We start from the raw sequence: 21,834 nt of genomic DNA on the forward strand, positions 1-21,834 counted from the left end.
CTTATTATGTATGTTGTTCTTTATTCTTTTGAGTTAAAACCTAATCAAGAAGAAAACTTTATTAATGGTTGGAAAGGTTTAACGGCTTTAATATATAAGCATGAAGGAAGTTTGGGGTCTCGATTACATAAAAAGAAACCTTTAGAGTTTATGGCTTATGCGCAATGGCCAAGTAAAGATAAATTTGAAAATTCTGGAGATAACTTACCAGAAAAGGCCAATGAGTATAGAGATTTAATGCGATCATCTTGTAATAAAATAGAAGTTGTAAGTAAATCTGAAGTCGTTGAAGATTTGCTTGCAGATAAATTATATGATTAAAAATCGTTTTTGCATACTGGTTTTTCTTTTAGGAATTGTTTTGGTTCCTAAGATGAATTATGCACAGGTAGATTTTAATAAAACGCCTGATGATGATTTAGGTGATAATGATGATGAATTTCAAGAACTTTTTTATGAAGGATTAAAACAAAAAAGTATTGAAAACTATGATCGAGCTGCACAAGCATTTTTGAAGTGTATTGCCTTAGATAAGTCAATTCCAGTATTATATTTTGAGCTGGGTAAAAGCTATTTTAAGCTAAACGACTTTGGATTGGCTGAAGATGCTTTAAAAAAAGCGGTTAACAAAGACCCTGATAATGAATGGTTCTTAGATGAGTTGTATGGTTTTTATGCTTCACAAAATGAACATGAAAAAGCACTTCAAACAGTAAAGCAACTTGTAAAATATCATCCAGATTATAAGGAAGATTTAGCAGCACTTTATGTAAGAACAGAAAAATATGACGATGCCTTAATGATTTTGGATGAAATGGACGCTGAGCATGGTGTTTCCGTAAGTAGAGACATTATGAGGAATCGTATTTATGAAAAGACAGGAAGGAAGAAAGATCAAATTAAAAACTTACAGGAGCGTGTTGAGAATAATCCAGAAAAAGAGTCCAATTATTTAGCTCTTATTTTTCGCTATAGCGAGAACAATGAAAAGAAAAAAGCTTTTGAAACGGCGAAAGAACTTCTAAAGATTAATCCAAATTCTCAGTTAGTTCACTTGGCTTTATACAAGTTTTATTTAGATGATAATGAAGCAAAAAAAGCTATTGAATCTATGAAAATAGTGGTTAAAAGTCCAGAGATAAAGCCTGAAGCTAAGCTTAAGGTACTCACCGATTTCGTAAAGTTTGTTGGAGAACATCCAGAATATGAATCAGATTTGGTTGAAGCCACGGCTATGGTGAGCACTATAAATGATAGTAAAACAGTTATTGAATTAGGTCAATATTATTTAGCTAAAGATGATAAGGTCAAGGCTTTAGAATATTTTGAAGAAGGATTGCAGTTAGAACCAAATAACTTCAATGTCTTAAAAAATGTGATGTTGCTTTATATAGATTTAGATAAATTTGACTTAGCCCAAAGCGTAAGCAATGAAGCTCTTGAAAAATATCCGTCGCAACCTATACTTTATTTGATAAATGGAGTATCTCAAAATGAGCTAAATCAACCTCAAAAAGCCATAGATGCATTAGAAATAGGTTTAGATTATATTATTGATGATGTTAATATGGAAGCAGATTTTTACAAACAACTTAGTAAAGCGTATACATTATTAAACAATACCACCAAAGCAAAAACGTTTAGTGATAAGGCAAAACAAATAGAATCGTCAAATTAATGAGTAAATATTCATCTGTAATAATTAGTGCTGTTTTGTTATTGATTGTTGGTTGTAAATCGGCAAAAACAATAAGTAGCGGAGAGGCTAATTTAAATTTATCCACGCGCCAACTTATAAAAGAAAACACAAAGCAGGCTGCTCAATTTAAAACTTTGCAGGCGAAACTTAAAATAACATTTCAACAAAAAGGAAAATCGCAAACACATGCTGTTAATTTTAGAGCTGAAAAAGATAAGGTATTATGGATAAGCGCTTCCTTTTCGATAATAAGAGCCATGGTTACGCCAGAAAAGGTTAGTTTTTATAATAAGTTAGATAACACTTATTTTGATGGTGATTTTAAATATTTAAGTGATTTGTTGGGAACTGAATTGGATTTTCAAAAGGTTCAAAATTTGTTATTTGGAGAGACTTTGTATACATTAAAAACTAATGACTACACAGCTAGTGTGGATAAGGACTCATACATTGTGCAGCCCAAATCGCAACAAGAATTATTTGAAATACTCTTTTTGTTGTACCCTACTAATTTTAAGGTAAAGTCTCAACAAATTTCTCAGGCACAAGAATTTAGGCATTTGCAAATTGACTATTCTTCGTATCAAGAAGTTGAAGAACAAATAATACCAGAGCGCATAAAAGTTATTGCGGTTGAAGAGAATGAAGAAACTATTATTGGATTAGAGTATAAAAATGTTATGCTCAATGAAGAATTGCGATTTCCATTTAAGATACCATCTGGGTTTAAAAAAATTGAACTGGAATGATAGCTATAAAACCAACATATAAGTTCGTTTTTTTGATGCTATTATTGCTTTCGGGAGCTTTTGGTTATGCTCAGAACAATAAGCAAAAACAGTTAGAGTCTCGCCGGCAAGAATTACGCAGAGAAATTCAAAAAATCAATGCATTACGGGCTGAAAACAAGTCTAAAGAAAAATCTCAGCTATCGTTAATTGAGGATTTTAATTATAAAATTAACGTACTTTCCAATTTAATAAAAGTTACGAATCAGCAGGCTAATTTGTTAACTCGTGAAATTACTTCTAACCAAAAGAAGATTTCAAATTTAAGGGATGAGTTAAAGCAGTTAAAGGCGGATTATGCCGCAATGATTGTTAAGTCTTACAAGAGTAAAAATCAACAAAGTAAGATTATGTTTTTATTGTCTTCTAATGATTTTAAGCAGGCCTATAAACGGATGCAGTATATGAAGCAGTATTCCGATCATCAAAAGCAACAGGGAGAAATTATTAAGAATAAAACGGCTGAATTACAAGAGACTAATATTAAGTTATTGAAACAGCAGGAAGATAAAAATAAACTGATAGCTGAAAATAGAGTTGTTCAAAAATCCTTAGAGTCGGAGCGGAAGCAGCATCAAGTTATGATGGCTTCCATTAAAAAGAATTTATCATTATACACTTCCCAGATTAAACAGAAACAAAGAGAAGCTGCTAAAATTGATCGTGAAATTGATAAGATTATAAAGGCAGCCATTGTTAAATCGAATAAAAAGGCGGGTAAAAAAGCCACTTCAAAAAGTTTTGCTTTAACCTCTGAAGAAAGAGTTTTAGCTTCAAATTTTATATCGAATAAAGGTAAGCTACCATGGCCTGTTGAAAGAGGTGTTGTGCGGCTTGGTTATGGTAACCAAAGGCATCCCATAGATAGATCTTTAACTATTAAAAGTAATGGGGTGCGCATCGCTACTTCAAAAGGGGCCAAGGCACGAGCTGTTTTTAATGGTGAAGTCAGTGAAATATTGAAGCTAAAAAATGTAAACCCCATTATAATGATTCGCCATGGAAATTATTTAACCATTTATAAAAATTTGGCTTCCGTATATGTGAAAAAGGGAGATAAAGTAACTACAAAACAAGAAATAGGAGAAGTTTTCACAAATCCAAGTAATGGCGAAACTATATTAAGTTTTACTATATCTAAAGGCTTTACAACTGAAAATCCAGGAAGTTGGATTTACAAAATGTAACTTAAAGCGTGATCTTGTGGTTGTTTTCAAGAACTTCTAATTCATATGAATTACAACAACTATCCTTTTGAAGTTTTTTGCGTTAGGGATTGAACCATTGTTGGAGCTCCTCGTAGAGAGCGACTTGTGAAAGCCCGACCTTTAGGTAACGCTCAAAGTTTATACTTTTACAAACACATAGCCGCTTCTTGTTTTACGATAGTGCTTACCATTCCATACATAATAACGTTTGCCTTTAACCCGAACGACTTTATAGTGCTTAGGTGGTGTTTTTATTACCGTAACTTGGTTTGGTCTGGTACGTACATGCGTTGCACATGATGATGTGCTTAACAGGGTAAATAAGGCAATTAATAAAAAAATAAGTCTCATAGCATTTTAAGATTTGGTTCTGCTATTAAGACATTTATAATTGTAAAAGGTTTAATTATTCAAACAAAGCTTTTAATTCGCTTGCCTGTTGAGGTTTAATTTTCCCTGCTAATAGCAGGCTTAATTGCTTTCGTCTTAAGGCAGCATTAAAACGTTCTTTTTCTATATCGGTTTCAGGAGTAACCTCTGGTACTGCAATAGGTCTTCCTGTTTCATCAACAGCAACAAATGTATATATGGCTTCATTGGCTTTGGTGCGTTCTCCAGATTCTCTGTCTTCAATCCAAACATCAATATAAACCTCCATGGAGGTTTTAAATGCTCTAGACACCTTAGCCTCAACAGTAACCACACTTCCTAAGGGAACAGCTCTGTTAAAGGCTACATGATTTACTGATGCCGTAACCACAATACGCCTAGAATGGCGTCTTGCCGCAATACTAGCCGCACGATCCATACGTGCTAATAGTTCGCCTCCAAATAAATTATTTAAAGGGTTGGTTTCACTTGGTAAAACCAAATCAGTCATTATAGTTCTAGATTGTTCTGGAGTTTTTGCTTTCATGGCATTTTTTTGATGCAGCAAAGTTACGTATTAAAGCAGGAAAATATAGGTGTATTGTTGGATAAACTAATCTAGCTTTTTAACATCTAGCCAAGCATCTTTATTATGCGTTTTCTTAATAGTTTTTAGCGCTTTTAAAGCGTCTAATCTATCTTCATAGCTATTATAAGCTACAACATGTAAGCCGTATTTATTTGTGCCAATTTTGCGAGCGTTAAAACCTTCAGACCTAAGTTGTTCTACTTTTTTATCGCAATTTTCTTCTATTCTAAATGCACCAGCTACAATATGGTATTTACCCTTTTGTTTGGTAATATTTAGTGTAATTTCAGGAAGTGTGTTTAGACTAAATGTAGCTTGCTGAATTTTAGCATCGAGCATCTTTTTGGCCTCTTCTTGCGCTATTTGGTTATGCGTTTCAATTTGTTCTACATAAAACTTAGAAGCACCAAGTCCTCCCAACGTTAAAGCTATTAAAGCCACAGCTGCATATTTAAGATAAGGTCTTGATTTACGTTTTTCTGGTGTTACAGCAATAGGAATAACACGTTCAACTTTTTCAGCTTCTTTTTTGAGAACTTCTCGAGTTACTACTGGTGTTGAAAATTGAGAAAGACCAAACGCATCTGTTAGGTAATTAATATGATAGGCTGGTTCAAATAAAATTTTACCTTCGTTATTAAAAATAATTTCACCAATGTTTTTGAAGGTAAGGGTTTCGCCTTGAGTTAAATAGGACTTTAGTATTTCAACACGTTTTGCAATTTTTCTGTTGGCAACTTCAAAGGGTATTTTTTCTACGTCTGCAATATAATGTGCTAATAAACCATCGTTTTGTTGAATTTGTTCATTAAACGACAATACCTTTTTGGGTGCGTAAAATGTATTTGAGTCGTGCACAATAGTCGCCGATACGCGTTGTGTTAAAAATGATCCAAAATCTGGGATGGTAACACACTCATATCTATAGAGTAAATCGCTTATGTAGGTTTCTAGTTGCATGAGCTCAAAGTTAAAAAAAAATATTTTTATTAAAAATTAAGTCATTACTATTTATTAACACTGCAAAAATCCTTTTATTGTAACTTTATAATCAACGAGGTAGCATGACAGAAAATGATTTGCTTTACACATTAGCGCTTCAACATGTACATAATATTGGCGATATTACTGCAAAACGCCTTATTGGGCACTGTGGTTCGGCCGAAGCCGTGTTAAAGGAAAAGAAGCAAAACCTACTAAAAATAGACGGTATTGGGAGTATAAGTGTGAATGAGCTTATTAAAGCTAATCATTTAAAAGAAGCTGAAAAAGAATTAGAGTTTATAAAGGGTAATGGCATTGAAGTGTCTTATTTTCAAGATAATGATTACCCCGAAAAACTCAAGCATTGCATTGATGGACCAATTTTACTATTTCAAACAGGAAAAATTGGTTTAAAACAACAACATATTATAAGCATTGTTGGAGCCCGAAAAATAACCACCAACGGGGTTTCATTTTGTGAAAACTTAATTGAAAAGTTGACACCCTATAATCCAATTATTGTTTCTGGGTTTGCCTATGGAACGGATATTACAGCGCATAAAGCTGCAATGAAGAACAATTTGCAAACTATAGCATGTTTAGCCCATGGATTGAATCAAATTTACCCTAAAGTTCATAAAAAATATATGGTGGATATGGAGAAGAATGGTGGGTTTTTCTCTGATTTTTGGAGTACAGATACATTTGATAAGAATAATTTTTTAAAACGGAATAGAATTATTGCAGGCTTAAGTGAAGCAACTATTGTAATAGAATCTGCTGAAAAAGGCGGAAGTTTGGTAACAGCCGATATAGCGAGTTCTTACAATAGGGATATTTTTGCCGTACCAGGTAGAATTGCAGATAATCAAAGCGTAGGATGTAATAATTTAATAAAGCAGCAAAGAGCACATATGTTGACAACACCACTTGATATTCCATATATTTTGGGATGGAAATTGGAAGATGATAAGCAACCAATAATTCAGAAACAGCTTTTTGTTGAATTAAGTGCTACAGAAAAAGTAATTTATAATTACTTAAAAGCAAATGAGAAACAGCAATTGGATGTTATTGCGATTAATTGTGATCTGCCTATTTTTAAAGTGGCTGGTATTTTACTTAATCTGGAGCTAAAGGGTGTAGTTAGACCGCTTCCGGGTAAATTATTTGAAGTGGTTTAAAAATTGATTTTTAAAATCCAGATATCTTCGAAATAATCTAGTTTTGAAAGCTCGTTCTGTCTTTCATAAATTAGAACAGGGTCTTCATCTCGATCTAAATAAACGTAGGTCCAATTATTTTCAGGATTAATATAAGATTTGGTGTCGAAGCCTTTCTCTTTTAAATTGGCCATCCATTTTAAGGCATTACTTTTAGAAGAAAATACATTAGTTACTAAATAATATCCTTTTTCAATGGAAGGTATAGATATTGGCGTAAGGTTTTTAATTTTTTCAAGGTCTTGGTCTATTACAGGTATTTTATTTTTTTCAATAACTAAAATAGATTCAGTATTAGTTTTACTTTCTAAGAAAATAGGATTTATTTCCGTTTCAAAAGCAACAAAAAACAAATAGAATTGATCCGCTTTTGAGTTAAAACTTACCTGAGCATGTCTCATATTGTTTGATATAATGCTATTGTCAGAATTAGGGATTTGAATTTTTAATAAATCAAACCCTAAAGTGTTTTCATTATTGGGTAGTCTATTACTATAAAGGTTGTCGTTTATGGTAATACTACCATTAAAAAAGTTCAATCTTGGCCTAAGTTTATTAAAAAGCGGGATGTATGTTTCGCTTTTGTAATCTAGAAAAGAACAAAAATCGGTTTTAAATTTTTTATCACCCTCTAGGGCTCCAAGTAAAAGAGCTGTTTTTATTTGACCTATTTCGGGAGCTTTAAAGTCCTCAAAAACAATGTCTACAGGCTTTTTAAAAACATTTATAAAACCGTTGTATGCTGTGAAGTACTTTGGCGTAGTATGTTCATCTTCATATATAACGTATAATAACCATCCTCCAGCAGCGCCGCCAGAGAGCATCCCTTGTGTTGCTTTTATATTGGCTACCGTATAATCTCCATTAATTTGTTTTAAATTTTGTAATATGGAAGTTACATCGGCATAACAAACGTATGGCTTGGTTTCTGGAAAGGCATGTTCTCTATTGAAACTATCATAAATAATATTGCCTTTAATAGTACGATACTCATTGTTTGGGGTTTTAAACAAAACGTTATTTACATCGGTTGAGCGCACTTCATCCCCCTCATAAAACATTTGTTTAATATTCTTATTATGTCCCGTTAAATTTTTTGTAATAGTACGTCCTTTATCATATCTGTATATAGCACTCCAGTACAATGCTGCATATGCTATTTTGGGTTTTTTAAGATCTATTGTTAAAGTGGCTTGACTAGAACTAAATGTGTTTTTATTCTTATCAACATCTATATATTTTAAATTTAAAACGTCATTGAATGAGCTGCCTTTGTATGTTTTAGTTGAGTGTGTACTTACAATATTATTTCCTATTAATGTGGAGTGGCCTTTTATATAGATTTTTTTATTCGAGGAAAATGATAAACCGTTTTGGGCATGAAAATTACAGATAGCTAATAAAGACAATAAGAAAGCTTTCTTAAACATAATTTTCGGTTTAATTAATACCCAACTTTTTCTCTAACCCGTTTTAAGACATCATTAGCAACTAAGGTTGCTTTTTCAGCACCAACTGCTAAAGCCTTATCAATTTCTGGAAGGTTGCTCATGTAGTAATTGTATTTTTCTCGCTCAATAGCAAATTTTTCTATTATGAGCTCATAAAGTTCTTGTTTGGCATGACCGTAACCAAAATTGCCATTTTCATAATTAGCTTTCATAGTTTCTATTTGAGCATCATTGGCCAATAAACTATAAATCGCAAAGCAATTGCAGGTTTTCCAATCTTTAGGATCTTCAAGTGGTGTGCTGTCCGTTTGAATGCCCATAATTTGTTTGCGTAGCTTTTTGTCGGCGAGAAAGATATTGATGGTGTTATTTCTACTTTTACTCATTTTTTCGCCATCCGTTCCGGGGATAAGCATCGTGTTTTCTTGTATTTTGCCCTCTGGCATTACAAAAGTTTCGCCAACTTTAGCATGAAAGCGAGAGGCGACGTCACGGGTCATTTCAATATGTTGTAACTGGTCTTTCCCTACAGGTATAATTTCGGCGTCATAAAGCAATATATCCGCTGCCATAAGCATAGGATACGTAAATAAACCTGAATTTACATCTTCCAACCGGTCCGCTTTGTCTTTAAAACTATGCGCCAAGGTTAAACGTTGATATGGAAAAAAGCAACTTAAATACCATGATAATTCTGTTACTTGTGGAATGTCGCTTTGTCTGTAAAACACTGTTTTATTTACGTCCAATCCAAAAGCTAACCAAGTAGCGGCAGTAGAATACGTGTTTTCACGCAGCGTGTTTGCATCCTTAATTTGAGTTAAGGTGTGCAAGTTTGCAATGAATAAATAAGAGTCATTTTGCGGATTTTCAGCCATTTTGATAGCTGGAAGTATTGCTCCTAAAATGTTTCCTAAATGTGGTGTTCCTGTACTTTGAATACCTGTAAGTATACGCGCCATAGTTTTTCAATAAGCCGCTAATTTAAATATAAGTTATGCAATAAAAAAGAGTACCTTACTCACTTTTATTAAAATTTACAATTCTTTACTTTTTAAACAAACCAGCAATAAATAAAACGGCACATGCACCAATAACTCCTGTTAAAATATCACCAATTAACCCGCTCATTAAACTAATGCCAAGTGTTGAAAATAACCAGTTGCCAACAATACCCCCAACAATACCAATAACAATATTTAATAGTAGCCCGAAACCGCCACCTTTCATTAGCTTTCCTGCTAGCCAACCTGCAATAGTTCCAATTATTAATGCATAAATCATAATTCAATATTTTAAGTTATGTGATTTAAAGATAATCAATTTATAATAGTACTTTTAGGGCTCATGAAAATTTTAAAATATATATTTTGGACACTTTATCGTATTTGGTTTTACGTTTTGGTGACTTTGCCTATACTCATTTTATTTCCTATTTTATTAATTTCAATTTCGCGAGAGTCTTGGTATCCTTTCTTTTTTAGACTAGCACGCTTATGGGCTAAATTTATTCTTATTGGTATGGGGTTTGCATATCGTATTAAGCGTGATGAAACTCCTAAAAGAAATGAAAGCTATATGTTTATTGCTAACCATACGTCTATGGCCGATATAATGCTGATGCTGGTTACGGTAAAAAACCCGTTTGTTTTTGTTGGAAAGGCTGAATTGGCAAAAATCCCTCTTTTTGGATTCTTTTATAAGCGAACGTGTATTTTAGTTGACCGAAGTTCGCCTAAAAGTAGGCAGGCTGTATTTTTAAGAGCACAGCGCAGGCTGCAATCAGGGTTGAGCATTTGTATTTTTCCTGAGGGAGGTGTTCCAGAAGAGGATATTGAGTTGGATGAATTTAAGGATGGTGCGTTTAGGTTAGCTATTAATCATCAAATCCCTATTGTACCTATTACATTTGGTGATAATAAAAAACGTTTATCGTATACTTTTTTTAGTGGAGGGCCTGGAAAAATGCGTGTAAAAGTACATGAGTTTATTTCAACTAAAGGATTAACAACCGAAGACACAAAGTATTTAAATGATACATCCAGAAAAATAATAGCTGATCAACTACAAACTTTTAAGACATAAAAAAACTGCTTGAGAGAACAAGCAATTTTTTGATATTGACTTTCGAGCTTAAATGAAAATCAATATCTAGATCTAACCAAAAACCTAGAATTTTATTGCAAATCCGGTATATACTCCAATAAAAAACGGGGTAAAATTACCAGATGTATTATTAAATGTATTGAATTGGTATTTAAAAGTAGGTTCTAAATTTAAATCAATTTTTTTAGAGAACTTATAATTTAAACCTAAACCTAAATTAGCACTATAACTTACGTCATTGATATTATTAGCTTCACCTAAAAAGGTCCTAGCTCCGTTTTCTCTTTCAGAATAAATTTCATTACTATCTAAAAAGAAAGAACTAAACCCGCCAATAACATTGACCCCTAATCTTTTGTCAACAAATGTATACTGGATTTCAAGCGGAACTTCAATGTATCCAAAGGATTGGTTAATAGTAGAATTTGTTCCCACAGCAGCATTATTTGAAAACGCTATGTTACTTTCTTGAGATTGATCGCTTGCAACGGCTAAACCATTATTCGCCGCATCAACGTTTTTAAGTGAACTACTGCTTCTTGCGGTGGACCGAAAAGTAATAACGTCATTCGTATTGTAGCCCAAATTTACTTTGTTAATACCAGACCTTACTTTAAGCTTTTTGTTTAAAGCGTAACTTGTAGAGATACCATAACTCATGTTTACATCTCCAGTTTTGGAATTAGAATTGAATTGTCCATCTATAGACGAACCTTCATTAAGCGTGTTAAAATAAACAGGAGCTATATTTGGCGCAACGCTCCAGCGATTTTCAGGTTTATCACCTTGAATAAGGTCTTTGTTTTTATCCATGGCTTCTTCAATAGTCAAAGCGCTAACGGCAGACTCAGGGTTGTTTTCAATCTTATTCTCTTGAATTTTGTCTTTATCTTCAGCTAAAGCTATGTTATTTAAAGAATTCTCAGGAATCATACTTTCTTGTAAGCTCTTATCATGAGAAACATTATTATTTAAAATATTGTTTTCATTATTATTAACGATAACGCCCGACCTGTTTTTACCTAAAGATTTTTTAGGAGCCATTGCTTCTTCGGAAGAATGATTTTTGGCAAGTTCAGATTTATCTTTGTTATTGTTTATTGAAACTAAGGTTTCGGTATTAACTTTTGAGTTTGAACTTGCAATAGTAGAAGTTTTGGGTTGTGCTATAGGCAAATTTTCTTTAGGCTCTGAAAAATGACTTCCATGAGGCGCGGTATCATTTACTTCTGATTCACTTATTTTATTTGATGAATGATTACTAGAAGAGTTATTACCTGGGATAGTATTTGTTTCTACATTACTATCAACTATAATATTATTTGAGCCTTCCTCAGGGTTATTCAAATACATCCCTCCTATAGATAAAAACAATAATAGTAAAGCAGCAACACCAGCATAGCGCCACCAAATAGGAATTATGCGACGCTTTTTCTTCTTGGCTTCTAGCTCTGCTTCAATTTTTGTCCATACCGTATCACTTGGCGAAACTTCAAAGTCCTTAAAGCTTTCCTGAAATATTCTGTCTATATGTTTCTTTTCACTCATTTATAATGATTGCGATTGCTGCACTGTTTTATAATGCTCAATAGTTTGTCTCAAAATTTGCCTAGCACGAGCTAAATTTGATTTTGAGGTTCCAATATTTATACTTAACATATCTGCTATGTCCTTATGCGAATAACCATCCAAAACATAAAGATTAAAAACCAATCGATATCTGTCTGGTAATTCTTGAATAATTTCAAGAAGATAATCAATGGAAATGGAGTCTTCTTCAATTTCTACAGTCGTATCTTCAATACTATTTTCATTTACAAGATCAAAAACTTTTTCATTCCTATAGCGTTGTAATACAGTGTTTACCGTTATTCGCTTTATCCAGCCTTCAAATGAGCCTTTGTTCTTATATTGTTCAATTTTTTTGAAAATTGTTAAAAAAGCGTCTTGCAGATTATCTTCTGCTTCAACACGATTTCTGGAATACTTAAGGCATATGGTGAATAACTTGCTAGAAAATAGCTTGTAGAGTTCTCCTTGTGCTTTAGTATTTTGCTTCTTACAATTTTCTATGAGTTGTTCTAAACCCAAATTAAACATGTATTAATTAATAATTTATTCAATCATGAATACTCTCATAACATCAAAATAGATTTACATAAACGGTTTAAATATGAAACCGTTAAATTGTCTTATTATCAAGTCTCTAGCAAATTACAATAATTTTTTCACTAAAAACAAGCTGAGAGTAAAACGCAAATACATGCTTGTAAGATAAAGATGTTGAAGGTTTAAAAAGGTTGCGTGAAAGGCAAAAAAAATCCCGAATTAACGGGATTTTAAATTACTTTTCTGACACAAGTGCCCTGACTTTGGATTCTAATTCATCCATGAGTTCAGGGTTGTCTTTTATAAGCGCCTTAACAGCATCTCTACCTTGGCCTAATTTTGTTTCGTCATAACTAAACCAAGAGCCACTTTTTTTAACCACTTCAAAGTCTACAGCTAGATCTAAAATTTCACCAACTTTTGATACGCCCTCACCATACATGATATCAAATTCGGCCATTTTAAATGGAGGTGCAACCTTATTTTTAACTACTTTAACTCGGGTTTTATTACCCATAACTCCTCCGTCTGTACTTTTTATTTGTGTAGAACGTCTTATGTCTAACCTAACAGACGCGTAAAATTTAAGAGCGTTACCACCTGTAGTAGTTTCTGGGTTTCCAAACATCACACCAATTTTTTCGCGCAACTGATTAATGAAAATCACGGTACAATTGGTTTTGCTAATTGATGCTGTTAGTTTTCTAAGAGCTTGAGACATTAAACGCGCATGAAGCCCCATTTTTGAGTCTCCCATTTCACCTTCTATTTCACTCTTAGGGGTTAAAGCTGCAACTGAATCGACCACAACAATATCAATAGCACCAGATCGAATTAGGTTATCGGCAATTTCTAAAGCCTGCTCTCCATTATCAGGTTGTGATATGATTAAATTCTCAATGTCCACACCTAATTTCTCTGCATAAAACCTGTCAAATGCATGTTCTGCATCTATAAAAGCAGCAATACCACCAGATTTTTGAGCTTCGGCTATGGCATGTAATGTTAATGTGGTTTTTCCTGATGACTCAGGCCCATAAATTTCGATGACTCTACCTCTTGGATAACCACCAACGCCCAAAGCAATATCTAAACCCAAAGAGCCTGAAGATATCGCCTCTACATCTTGTATAGCGGCATCGCTCATTTTCATTACTGTTCCCTTTCCGTATGCTTTATCTAGTTTATCTAATGTAAGTTTAAGTGCTTTTAATTTAGCGTCTTTTTCACTGCTCATTTATCTATTTTTTTCTGAATTATTCATGCTAAAATACTATATCTTTTGTCATCTAACAATAATAGTTGTCAACATATATTGGCAAAATAATTCAGCTTTTGAACCACTTAAAAAAATAAATCAAATTCAAGACGCAACCTTTATTAGTATTCTGTATCTAGTTAATAAACTAAGGAGAATTGTTGCTATAAATTTACCAAAGAAATAACAACGACTAACTCAAACTAACTTGAAAAGGCACTTAAAGAGATTTAGGTGCTTTTTTTTATACAAGCAATTGTAACATCTTATTAAATGTGTATTTTTGCAACTTAAAATATTTCTTTATGTCGCGTTGTGCGGCAATAACCTTAAAAATTAGTATAGCATGCAACTGTACAATAAGTTAAGCGCAAAAGAAAGAGTAGAATTAATCGAAAAAGCAGGGAAAGATCGATTAACACTTTCTTTTTATCAATATGCCAAAATTGGCAATCCGCAAGAATTTAGAGATCAGTTATTTATTGTCTGGGATAAACTAGATGTTTTGGGTCGTATTTATGTGGCTACCGAGGGCATTAATGGTCAGTTGTCATTGCCAGCCGAACGTTTTAATGAATTTAAAACGCATTTAGACACCATAGATTTTCTAAAAGACATTAGACTTAATATAGCTGTTGAGCAAGATAATATGTCCTTTTTAAAATTAAAGGTTAAGGTGAGAAATAAAATTGTAGCCGATGGATTGAATGATGATACGTTTGACGTTACCAATAAAGGTGTTCATGTTGATGCTGATGCATTCAATGAACTTATTGAGGACGATAAAACAGTATTGGTAGATATGCGAAACCATTACGAAAGTGAAATAGGGCATTTTAAAAATGCGGTTACACCCGATGTGGATACATTTAGAGAATCTTTAGATATTATTGAAGATGATTTAAAAGACCATAAGGAGGATAAAAATTTAGTGATGTATTGCACGGGAGGTATCCGGTGCGAAAAGGCCAGCGCATATTTTAAACACAAAGGTTTTAAAAATGTATATCAGTTGGAAGGAGGGATAATTGAATACACAAGGCAAATAAAGGATAAAAGTCTTGAAAACAAATTTATAGGTAAAAATTTTGTTTTTGATGAACGTCGAGCTGAAAAAATAAGTGATGACGTAATTGCAAATTGTCATCAATGCGGTACTCCTTTTGATGTACATACCAATTGTGCTAATGATGCTTGTCATTTATTATTTATTCAGTGTGATACTTGTAAAGCAGAGATGAATAATTGCTGCTCTACGAATTGTAAAGAGATTCATGCTTTGCCTTTTGAAGAGCAAAAAGAACTTCGCAAAGGGCAGGGCAATAGTAATGATATTTTCAAGAAAGGACGAGCAGACCATTTAACATATAAGAAAGATTTGCGAAATATTTTTGAAACTCTAAAGGGGGATAAAAAATAAATCTGAAATTATGCAAAAGATAGAATTAATGGCACCTGCTGGTAACTTTGAATCATTGCAGGCCGCTTTAGATAATGGAGCAGATTCGGTTTATTTTGGAGTAGAGCAATTAAATATGCGAGCCAGAGCGTCTATAAATTTCACTTTAGATGATTTACCAGAAATTGCAAAACGCTGTGAATTAAAAGGTGTAAGGAGTTATTTAACGCTTAACACGATAGTTTACGACCACGATTTATCTATTGTAAAAACCTTAGTAAATAAAGCAAAGGAAGCAAATATTACGGCGGTAATAGCTATGGATCAAGCGGTAATTGCCATGGCAAGAGAAGCGCAAATGGAGGTTCATATTTCTACTCAAATTAATGTAACGAACATTGAAACTGTTAAGTTTTATGCCATGTTTGCCGACACTATGGTGTTAAGTAGAGAATTGAGTTTACGTCAGGTTAAAAAGATAACAGAACAGATTGAAAAAGAACAAATCACAGGACCTTCTGGGAATTTAGTTGAAATAGAAATTTTTGGTCATGGTGCTTTATGTATGGCTGTTTCGGGTAAGTGTTATATGAGTTTGCATTCGCAAAATTCGTCAGCTAATCGAGGAGCTTGTAAGCAAAATTGCAGAAAAAAATATACGGTTATAGACCAAGAAACTGGTTTTGAAATGGAGCTAGATAATGAGTATATCATGTCTCCCAAAGATTTATGTACTATTGACTTTTTAGATGAGGTCGTAGATGCTGGAATCAAGGTTTTAAAAATTGAAGGTCGGGGTCGTGCACCAGAGTATGTTGCTAAGGTTATTAAGTGCTATCGCGAAGCGATAGATAGTATTGAGAATGGTACATATAGCAAAGAAGAAGTTGTTTCTTGGATGCAGACCTTAGAAACAGTTTATAACAGAGGTTTTTGGAGTGGTTACTACCTAGGCCAAAAATTGGGTGAGTGGAGTAAAGGTTCTGGGTCTCATGCAACACAGAAGAAAGTCTACATTGGTAAGGGGACTCATTTTTTTCCTAAAGCTCAAGTTGGAGAATTTAAAATTGAAGCTTATAATATTAATGTTGGCGATACTATTTTAATAACAGGTCCAACTACCGGAGCACAAGAATTGGTTGTTGAAGAATTATTAGTAAACGATCAAAAATTAAGTGAAGGCACAAAAGGCGATATGATAACCATGAAGCTGCCTTTTAGAATTCGGCAGTCTGATAAACTATATAAAATAGTAGAACATAAAGTTGAAGCTTAATGGTAGTCATCACATTACAACGTAAAAAATGTATTGGCTGTAATTATTGTGTAGAGTTGGCGCCAGATCAATTTCAAATGTCAAAGAAAGATGGTAAGTCCGTGTTGCTTCATTCTAACGACAAAAAAGGGTTTTTTACTTTAAAATCTCATGATGAATTAATTTTCGAAGCGTCTGATAATGCTGCTAAGGCATGTCCAGTAAAAATTATATCTGTAAAACAGGTCTAACTTGTTGTCATCTTCCTTTTTAAGTCCTGAGAATAATCATATATTTACAGATTAGAAAACAGGTATGAACTTCCATTCGTAATAATCTAAATTATTAACGAATTCAATATATAAAATATGGCTTGCGCAAGTTGCTCGACTAAAGACGGCTCTCCAAAGGGTTGCAAAAATAATGGTACTTGTGGGACGGACAGTTGTAATAAATTAACCGTATTTGATTGGTTATCAAACATGTCTCTTCCAAACGGAGAAAAACCTTTTAATTGGGTAGAAGTTCGTTATAAGAACGGTAGAAAAGAGTATTACCACAATACAGAAAATTTAACCTTAAGTATTGGTGATATCGTTGCAACACAAGCTAAGGCAGGTCATGATATCGGTATGATTACCTTAACAGGGGAGTTAGTACGTGTTCAAATGAAGCGTAAAAACATAGCCGAAAATATAGAAGAAGCGCTTAAAATCTACAGAAAAGCATCACAGAAAGATATTGATATTTGGCAAAAGGCTCGGGATAAGGAAGAGGCTATGAAAGTGAAAGCACGCCAATTTGCAATTGATTTGAAACTTTCAATGAAAATTTCAGATATTGAATTTCAAGGGGATGCTAGTAAAGCCACATTTTATTATACCGCTGAAGAACGTGTTGACTTTAGAGAACTCATAAAAGTTTTTGCTCGGGAGTTTAGAACACGTATTGAAATGAAACAAGTAGGCTTTCGTCAAGAAGCCGCTAGACTTGGAGGTATTGGTTCCTGTGGTCGCGAATTATGTTGCTCTACATGGTTAACAGATTTTCGTTCAGTAAGTACATCTGCTGCACGCTATCAGCAATTATCATTAAACCCTCAAAAGCTTGCAGGGCAATGTGGTAAATTAAAATGCTGTTTAAATTATGAGTTAGACACCTATTTAGATGCCTTAAAAAGTTTCCCAAAAACAGATACTAAACTTTATACTGAAAAAGGAGCAGCAGTCTGCCAGAAAACCGATATTTTTAAGGGACATATGTGGTATGCCTACGAAGGAGAGTGGATGAACTGGCACAAAATCACTACAGTTCAGGCTAATGAAATTATAGAAATAAATAAGACTAAGAAAAAGATTGCCAGTCTTGAAGAATATGCATCAGACCTTGTAGAAGATACTAAAACAGAATTTGAGAACGTTGTAGGTCAAGATAGTTTAACGCGTTTTGATGGTCCAAAACGTAATAAAAAACGTAGAAATAATAGAAGGAAGGGAAATCAAGGAAGTAAAAACACGGCATCTAATAAGAGTTCAGGATCAAAAAATACGGGTTCCAGTAAAAATCCTAACCAGAAGCCTAGAAACAAAAACAATAGAAGAAAACCTCAAAACAGTAAAAATGCCACAAAATAGAATCGTATTAGTTTTTTTGATGATTTGTTTTGTTTTTATGGGTTGTGACTCAAATCAGGTATTCGATAAGTATAAATCTGTACCAAACAAGTGGCATAAGGATTCTGTTATTACCTTTAAAGTCAATCCTCCAGATTCAACAAATGCTTATAATTTGTTCGTTAATTTAAGAAATACAAACAGTTATAAATTTAATAATTTGTACTTAATCGTTGAAATGGTTTTTCCCCATGGTAAAACGGTAAAAGATACTTTGGAATATCGCATGGCCGAACCTAGTGGAAAACTTTTAGGCACGGGGTATACAGATGTAAAAGAAAATAAACTGTGGTATAAAGAACAGGTGGTATTTCAAGAATCAGGAGAATATACTGTAAATATTCAACACGCCATGAGAGAAAATGGAAAAGTAAATGGTATTGTTGAGTTGGAAGGTATAACAGATATTGGTTTTAGAGTTGAAAATATTTTAAATAAATAAATGTCACATCGAGTGATTGCGCTTTGGCGGAATAGTATCAAGATGTATTAATAAATAGTACATGGCAAAAGCAAAAAAACAAACAAAAGCAGTTCAAGATTTTTCAAAATACATCCGATGGTTTTGGATGTTATTTATAGGAGGTTTTGCTTCTTTAATATTAGCGTTTTTATTGACATCAATATTTGGAGACTTACCAGATCATACGGTGCTTGAAAACCCTAAAACGCATTTAGCTACTGAAATTATTTCTTCAGACGGAAACACCTTGGGTAAATTTTATCTTAAAGATAACCGAACGCCAGTAAGTTATGATCAATTACCACAGAATTTAGTGGATGCTTTAATTGCTACTGAAGATGCTCGTTTTCATGAGCATTCAGGAATTGATGGGATAGGAACATTAAGAGCTTTTGCTTTTTTAGGTACAAGAGGTGGAGCAAGTACTATTTCTCAACAATTAGCAAAGTTGCTTTTTACAGAAAAAGCATCTGGTAATATTGTTAAGAGAGTTCTTCAAAAAATGAAAGAATGGATTATTGCTATTCGTTTAGAGCGTCAATATACCAAAGAGGAAATAATAGCACAATATTTTAATATTTATGATTTTGGTAATAATGCGGATGGGATAAGGAGTGCATCGAGAATATATTTTGGAAAAGAACCAATAGAACTTGACATAAAGGAATCGGCTATGTTGGTTGGTATGTGTCAGAATTCTTCTTTTTATAACCCTAGACCTCATAGAAATCCGGTTGGAGTAAAAAATAGGAGGAATGTTGTTTTGGGTCAAATGTATAAGTATGATTATATAGATGAGAAATTAAAAGATTCGCTTCAAAAAACAGAATTAGATTTAGACTATTCACCAGAATCGCATCGCGAAGGAATTGCAACCTATTTTAGAGGTTATCTAGATGGTTTTATGAAAGATTGGATTAAGAAAAACCCAAAACCAGATGGAACAAAATATAATTTATATAACGATGGTTTAAAAATTTATACGACTATCGATTCACGTATGCAAACTTATGCCGAAGATGCTGTGCAACAGCATATGCCTAGGTTGCAAGCGGAATTTTTTAATCAAAATACACCACAAAGAAACCCTACGGCTCCCTTTTTAGACTTAGATCAAAGCGAAATTAATGGTTTGATGAAGCGCTCCATGAGGCAATCAGAGCGCTGGAGACATATGAAATATGATTTGAAAAAATCTAATGAAGAGATAGAAGAATCATTTCAAAAGCCAACTCAAATGTCTGTCTTCGCATGGAAAGATGGAAAACCTTCTGAAATTGACACCATCATGAAGCCTATTGATTCTATGAGATATTATAAGACCTTTTTACGAACAGGGATGATGTCTATGGACCCACAAACAGGACATGTTAAAGCCTGGGTTGGAGGTATGAATTACAGACACTTTCAGTACGATATGGTTAAACAAGGTAAACGACAGGTGGGCTCAACTTTTAAACCATTTGTGTATACAGCGGCCATAGATCAATTACATTACTCACCTTGCGATGAATTTCCTGATACTCCGTTTTGTATAGAGAAAAATAAATTTGGAAACCCTGAGGAATGGTGCCCTAGAAATTCAAATGGTGAAAATGATTATGGAGGAACAAGAACTTTAAAAAATGCTTTAGCAAATTCTGTAAATACGATAACTGCTAGATTGGTAGATAAAGTAGGCCCTCAAACAGTTGTGGATTTAGTTGAGAAATTAGGTGTTGAATCTGAATTACTTCCTGTGCCAGCCATAGCTTTAGGCGTGGCTGAAATTAGCGTCTATGAAATGGTTGGGGCATATTCAACATTTGCAAATCAAGGGGTGTATACCAAACCAGTTATGGTAACTAGTATTGAAGATAAAAATGGCACATTATTGTATCAGTTTAAACCAGAAACAAGAGATGTTTTAAGTGCTGAAACAGCTTATGTTTCAGTAAAACTAATGGAGGGGGTAACCCAGTCAGGAAATGGTGCAAGATTAAGGGGTAAAGGTCGTGATGCTTATCGAGCAGATTATAGAGAAGTCATCACTGGGTACCCTTATGAATTTACAAACCCTATTGCTGGTAAAACAGGAACAACACAAAATCAAAGTGATGGTTGGTTTATGGGTATGGTGCCAAATTTAGTTACAGGAGTTTGGGTTGGAGGAGAAGAAAGGTCAGTGCACTTTAAATCTATTACTTATGGTCAAGGTGCAGCTATGGCTTTACCTATTTGGGGGATATATATGAAGAGTTGTTATGCCGATGAAGAACTTAATATTTCTAAAGCCGATTTTGTAGAACCTAAAAACTTATCAATTCGAGTAGACTGTTCTCAAATTGATTATAGTGATGCAAAAGAAGATCAAGAAGAAGAGACACCTGATGATTTGGATTTTTAGTTTATATAGACTTTTTTGATACAAAATAGATTAAAAAACCATTCTGATATAGGATGGTTTTTTATTTGATATTATTTTCAACTTTTTATGCATTTATTTGTAAATTTAGGAAGCAAAAAATGCTTAAGAATGATTAATAAAAAAGTCGAAAATGTCCTGGAAGCACTTCAAGGGGTTTCAAATGGTATGACGCTTATGCTTGGTGGATTTGGATTAAGCGGTATTCCTGAAAATGCCATTTCAGAATTGGTTAAACTTGGAGTGAGTGGACTGACTTGTATTTCTAACAATGCAGGCGTAGACGATTTTGGTTTAGGATTATTACTTCAAAAAAAGCAAATAAAAAAAATGGTATCTTCTTATGTCGGGGAAAATGATGAATTTGAAAGACAAATGCTTTCGGGAGAGTTAGATGTAGAACTTATTCCACAAGGAACTTTGGCTGAAAGGTGTCGCGCTGCTCAAGCTGGTTTTCCGGCTGTGTATACACCGGCAGGTTATGGTACTGAAGTTGCCAACGGCAAGGAAACAAGAGAATTTGATGGCAAGATGTATGTTTTAGAGCATGCTTTTAAAGCTGATTTTGCCTTTGTAAAAGCATGGAAAGGCGATGAGGCCGGGAATTTAATATTTAAAGGGACAGCAAGAAATTTTAATCCTAATATGTGCGGTGCCGCAAAAGTTACTGTTGCCGAGGTAGAGGAATTGGTTCCTTTGGGAACTTTAGATCCCAATCAAATACATATTCCTGGAATTTTTGTGCAACGTATTTTTCAAGGAGAAGTATATGAGAAACGCATTGAGCAACGAACGGTAAGACAAAGGAGTTAGTAAAAATATAAGTACTCGCAATACAGTAAATTTAAAAGGTACC

General features: G+C 33.6%; 22 protein-coding genes. 13 read left to right on the forward strand and 9 right to left on the reverse strand.

The annotated features are described in order from the left end of the window. The first annotated feature begins 6 nt into the window (after positions 1-6). The 4 genes from Q0857_RS03855 to Q0857_RS03870 are packed head-to-tail and all read left to right on the forward strand — an operon-like array spanning position 7 to position 3,674. A complete protein-coding gene (locus Q0857_RS03855) occupies positions 7-321 on the forward strand; it encodes an antibiotic biosynthesis monooxygenase (RefSeq protein WP_298532379.1) in 315 nt (104 codons plus the stop codon). Next, the gene (locus Q0857_RS03860; RefSeq protein ID WP_298532380.1) at positions 314-1,678 is read left to right on the forward strand and encodes a tetratricopeptide repeat protein; all 1,365 of its coding nucleotides are present in this window, start codon (positions 314-316) and stop codon (positions 1,676-1,678) included. Before Q0857_RS03855 ends, Q0857_RS03860 begins: the two co-directional genes overlap by 8 nt. Beyond that, positions 1,678-2,448 carry a DUF4292 domain-containing protein gene (locus tag Q0857_RS03865; protein ID WP_298532382.1) on the forward strand — a complete coding sequence of 257 codons (771 nt, stop codon included), beginning with the start codon at positions 1,678-1,680 and terminating at the stop codon, positions 2,446-2,448. The genes Q0857_RS03860 and Q0857_RS03865 overlap by 1 nt, the downstream gene beginning before the upstream one ends. Continuing rightward, positions 2,445-3,674, forward strand: coding sequence for a peptidoglycan DD-metalloendopeptidase family protein (locus Q0857_RS03870; protein ID WP_298532384.1), 1,230 nt, complete (start codon positions 2,445-2,447; stop codon positions 3,672-3,674). The genes Q0857_RS03865 and Q0857_RS03870 overlap by 4 nt, the downstream gene beginning before the upstream one ends. Before the next feature lie 159 nt (positions 3,675-3,833). Here the strand turns inward: Q0857_RS03870 and Q0857_RS03875 are convergent, their stop codons facing one another. The 3 genes from Q0857_RS03875 to Q0857_RS03885 form a co-directional block, all read right to left on the reverse strand. Next, the gene (locus Q0857_RS03875; protein WP_298532385.1) at positions 3,834-4,046 is read right to left on the reverse strand and encodes a hypothetical protein; all 213 of its coding nucleotides are present in this window, start codon (positions 4,044-4,046) and stop codon (positions 3,834-3,836) included. Positions 4,047-4,101: 55 nt separating this feature from the next. Continuing rightward, positions 4,102-4,611 (reverse strand): acyl-CoA thioesterase, encoded by a 510-nt coding sequence (locus Q0857_RS03880; protein ID WP_298532386.1) that lies wholly within the window; start codon positions 4,609-4,611, stop codon positions 4,102-4,104. A gap of 66 nt (positions 4,612-4,677) precedes the next feature. Next, positions 4,678-5,613, reverse strand: coding sequence for an SPOR domain-containing protein (locus tag Q0857_RS03885; protein WP_298532388.1), 936 nt, complete (start codon positions 5,611-5,613; stop codon positions 4,678-4,680). A gap of 104 nt (positions 5,614-5,717) precedes the next feature. Between Q0857_RS03885 and dprA the strand changes: the two genes are divergently transcribed. Continuing rightward, a complete protein-coding gene (gene dprA / locus Q0857_RS03890) occupies positions 5,718-6,821 on the forward strand; it encodes a DNA-processing protein DprA (protein ID WP_298532389.1) in 1,104 nt (367 codons plus the stop codon). On the opposite strand, the gene Q0857_RS03895 is transcribed toward dprA, so the two are convergent. From Q0857_RS03895 to Q0857_RS03905, 3 genes are all read right to left on the reverse strand, one after another. After that, positions 6,818-8,290, reverse strand: a complete 1,473-nt coding sequence (locus Q0857_RS03895; RefSeq protein WP_298532391.1) for a hypothetical protein — start codon at positions 8,288-8,290, stop codon at positions 6,818-6,820. The two genes, dprA and Q0857_RS03895, sit on opposite strands and share 4 nt — an antisense overlap. Positions 8,291-8,304: 14 nt before the next feature. After that, positions 8,305-9,273: a tryptophan--tRNA ligase gene (trpS, locus tag Q0857_RS03900; protein WP_298532393.1), complete on the reverse strand. Its 969-nt coding sequence runs from the start codon at positions 9,271-9,273 to the stop codon at positions 8,305-8,307. An 85-nt stretch (positions 9,274-9,358) separates the two neighbouring features. Further along, positions 9,359-9,595 (reverse strand): GlsB/YeaQ/YmgE family stress response membrane protein, encoded by a 237-nt coding sequence (locus Q0857_RS03905; RefSeq protein ID WP_298532395.1) that lies wholly within the window; start codon positions 9,593-9,595, stop codon positions 9,359-9,361. A 63-nt stretch (positions 9,596-9,658) separates the two neighbouring features. On the opposite strand from Q0857_RS03905, the gene Q0857_RS03910 reads away from it, so the two are divergent. Next, entirely contained in the window at positions 9,659-10,396 is a 738-nt protein-coding gene (locus tag Q0857_RS03910) for a 1-acyl-sn-glycerol-3-phosphate acyltransferase (RefSeq protein WP_298532397.1), read from the forward strand. An 84-nt stretch (positions 10,397-10,480) separates the two neighbouring features. Here the strand turns inward: Q0857_RS03910 and Q0857_RS03915 are convergent, their stop codons facing one another. The 3 genes from Q0857_RS03915 to recA form a co-directional block, all read right to left on the reverse strand. After that, positions 10,481-11,965: a hypothetical protein gene (locus tag Q0857_RS03915; protein ID WP_298532399.1), complete on the reverse strand. Its 1,485-nt coding sequence runs from the start codon at positions 11,963-11,965 to the stop codon at positions 10,481-10,483. After that, positions 11,966-12,508: a sigma-70 family RNA polymerase sigma factor gene (locus tag Q0857_RS03920; RefSeq protein WP_298533114.1), complete on the reverse strand. Its 543-nt coding sequence runs from the start codon at positions 12,506-12,508 to the stop codon at positions 11,966-11,968. A gap of 253 nt (positions 12,509-12,761) precedes the next feature. Then, entirely contained in the window at positions 12,762-13,763 is a 1,002-nt protein-coding gene (recA, locus tag Q0857_RS03925) for a recombinase RecA (RefSeq protein ID WP_298532401.1), read from the reverse strand. Between the two features lie 367 nt (positions 13,764-14,130). On the opposite strand from recA, the gene Q0857_RS03930 reads away from it, so the two are divergent. The 7 genes from Q0857_RS03930 (at position 14,131) to Q0857_RS03960 (ending at position 21,791) form a co-directional block, all read left to right on the forward strand. Further along, a complete protein-coding gene (locus Q0857_RS03930; protein ID WP_298532404.1) occupies positions 14,131-15,204 on the forward strand; it encodes a rhodanese-related sulfurtransferase in 1,074 nt (357 codons plus the stop codon). A gap of 10 nt (positions 15,205-15,214) precedes the next feature. Then, positions 15,215-16,459 carry a peptidase U32 family protein gene (locus tag Q0857_RS03935; RefSeq protein WP_298532406.1) on the forward strand — a complete coding sequence of 415 codons (1,245 nt, stop codon included), beginning with the start codon at positions 15,215-15,217 and terminating at the stop codon, positions 16,457-16,459. Continuing rightward, positions 16,459-16,689 (forward strand): ferredoxin, encoded by a 231-nt coding sequence (locus Q0857_RS03940; protein ID WP_298532407.1) that lies wholly within the window; start codon positions 16,459-16,461, stop codon positions 16,687-16,689. Before Q0857_RS03935 ends, Q0857_RS03940 begins: the two co-directional genes overlap by 1 nt. A gap of 117 nt (positions 16,690-16,806) precedes the next feature. Continuing rightward, positions 16,807-18,072: a regulatory iron-sulfur-containing complex subunit RicT gene (locus tag Q0857_RS03945; RefSeq protein ID WP_298532409.1), complete on the forward strand. Its 1,266-nt coding sequence runs from the start codon at positions 16,807-16,809 to the stop codon at positions 18,070-18,072. After that, positions 18,059-18,553, forward strand: a complete 495-nt coding sequence (locus Q0857_RS03950) for a gliding motility lipoprotein GldH (protein ID WP_298532411.1) — start codon at positions 18,059-18,061, stop codon at positions 18,551-18,553. The genes Q0857_RS03945 and Q0857_RS03950 overlap by 14 nt, the downstream gene beginning before the upstream one ends. A gap of 61 nt (positions 18,554-18,614) precedes the next feature. Then, positions 18,615-20,960, forward strand: a complete 2,346-nt coding sequence (locus Q0857_RS03955) for a transglycosylase domain-containing protein (protein WP_298532413.1) — start codon at positions 18,615-18,617, stop codon at positions 20,958-20,960. Positions 20,961-21,089: 129 nt separating this feature from the next. Beyond that, a complete protein-coding gene (locus Q0857_RS03960) occupies positions 21,090-21,791 on the forward strand; it encodes a CoA transferase subunit A (protein ID WP_298532415.1) in 702 nt (233 codons plus the stop codon). Positions 21,792-21,834: the final 43 nt, after the last annotated feature.

Source organism: uncultured Algibacter sp., assembly GCF_947495925.1.
GTDB lineage: Bacteria > Bacteroidota > Bacteroidia > Flavobacteriales > Flavobacteriaceae > Algibacter_E.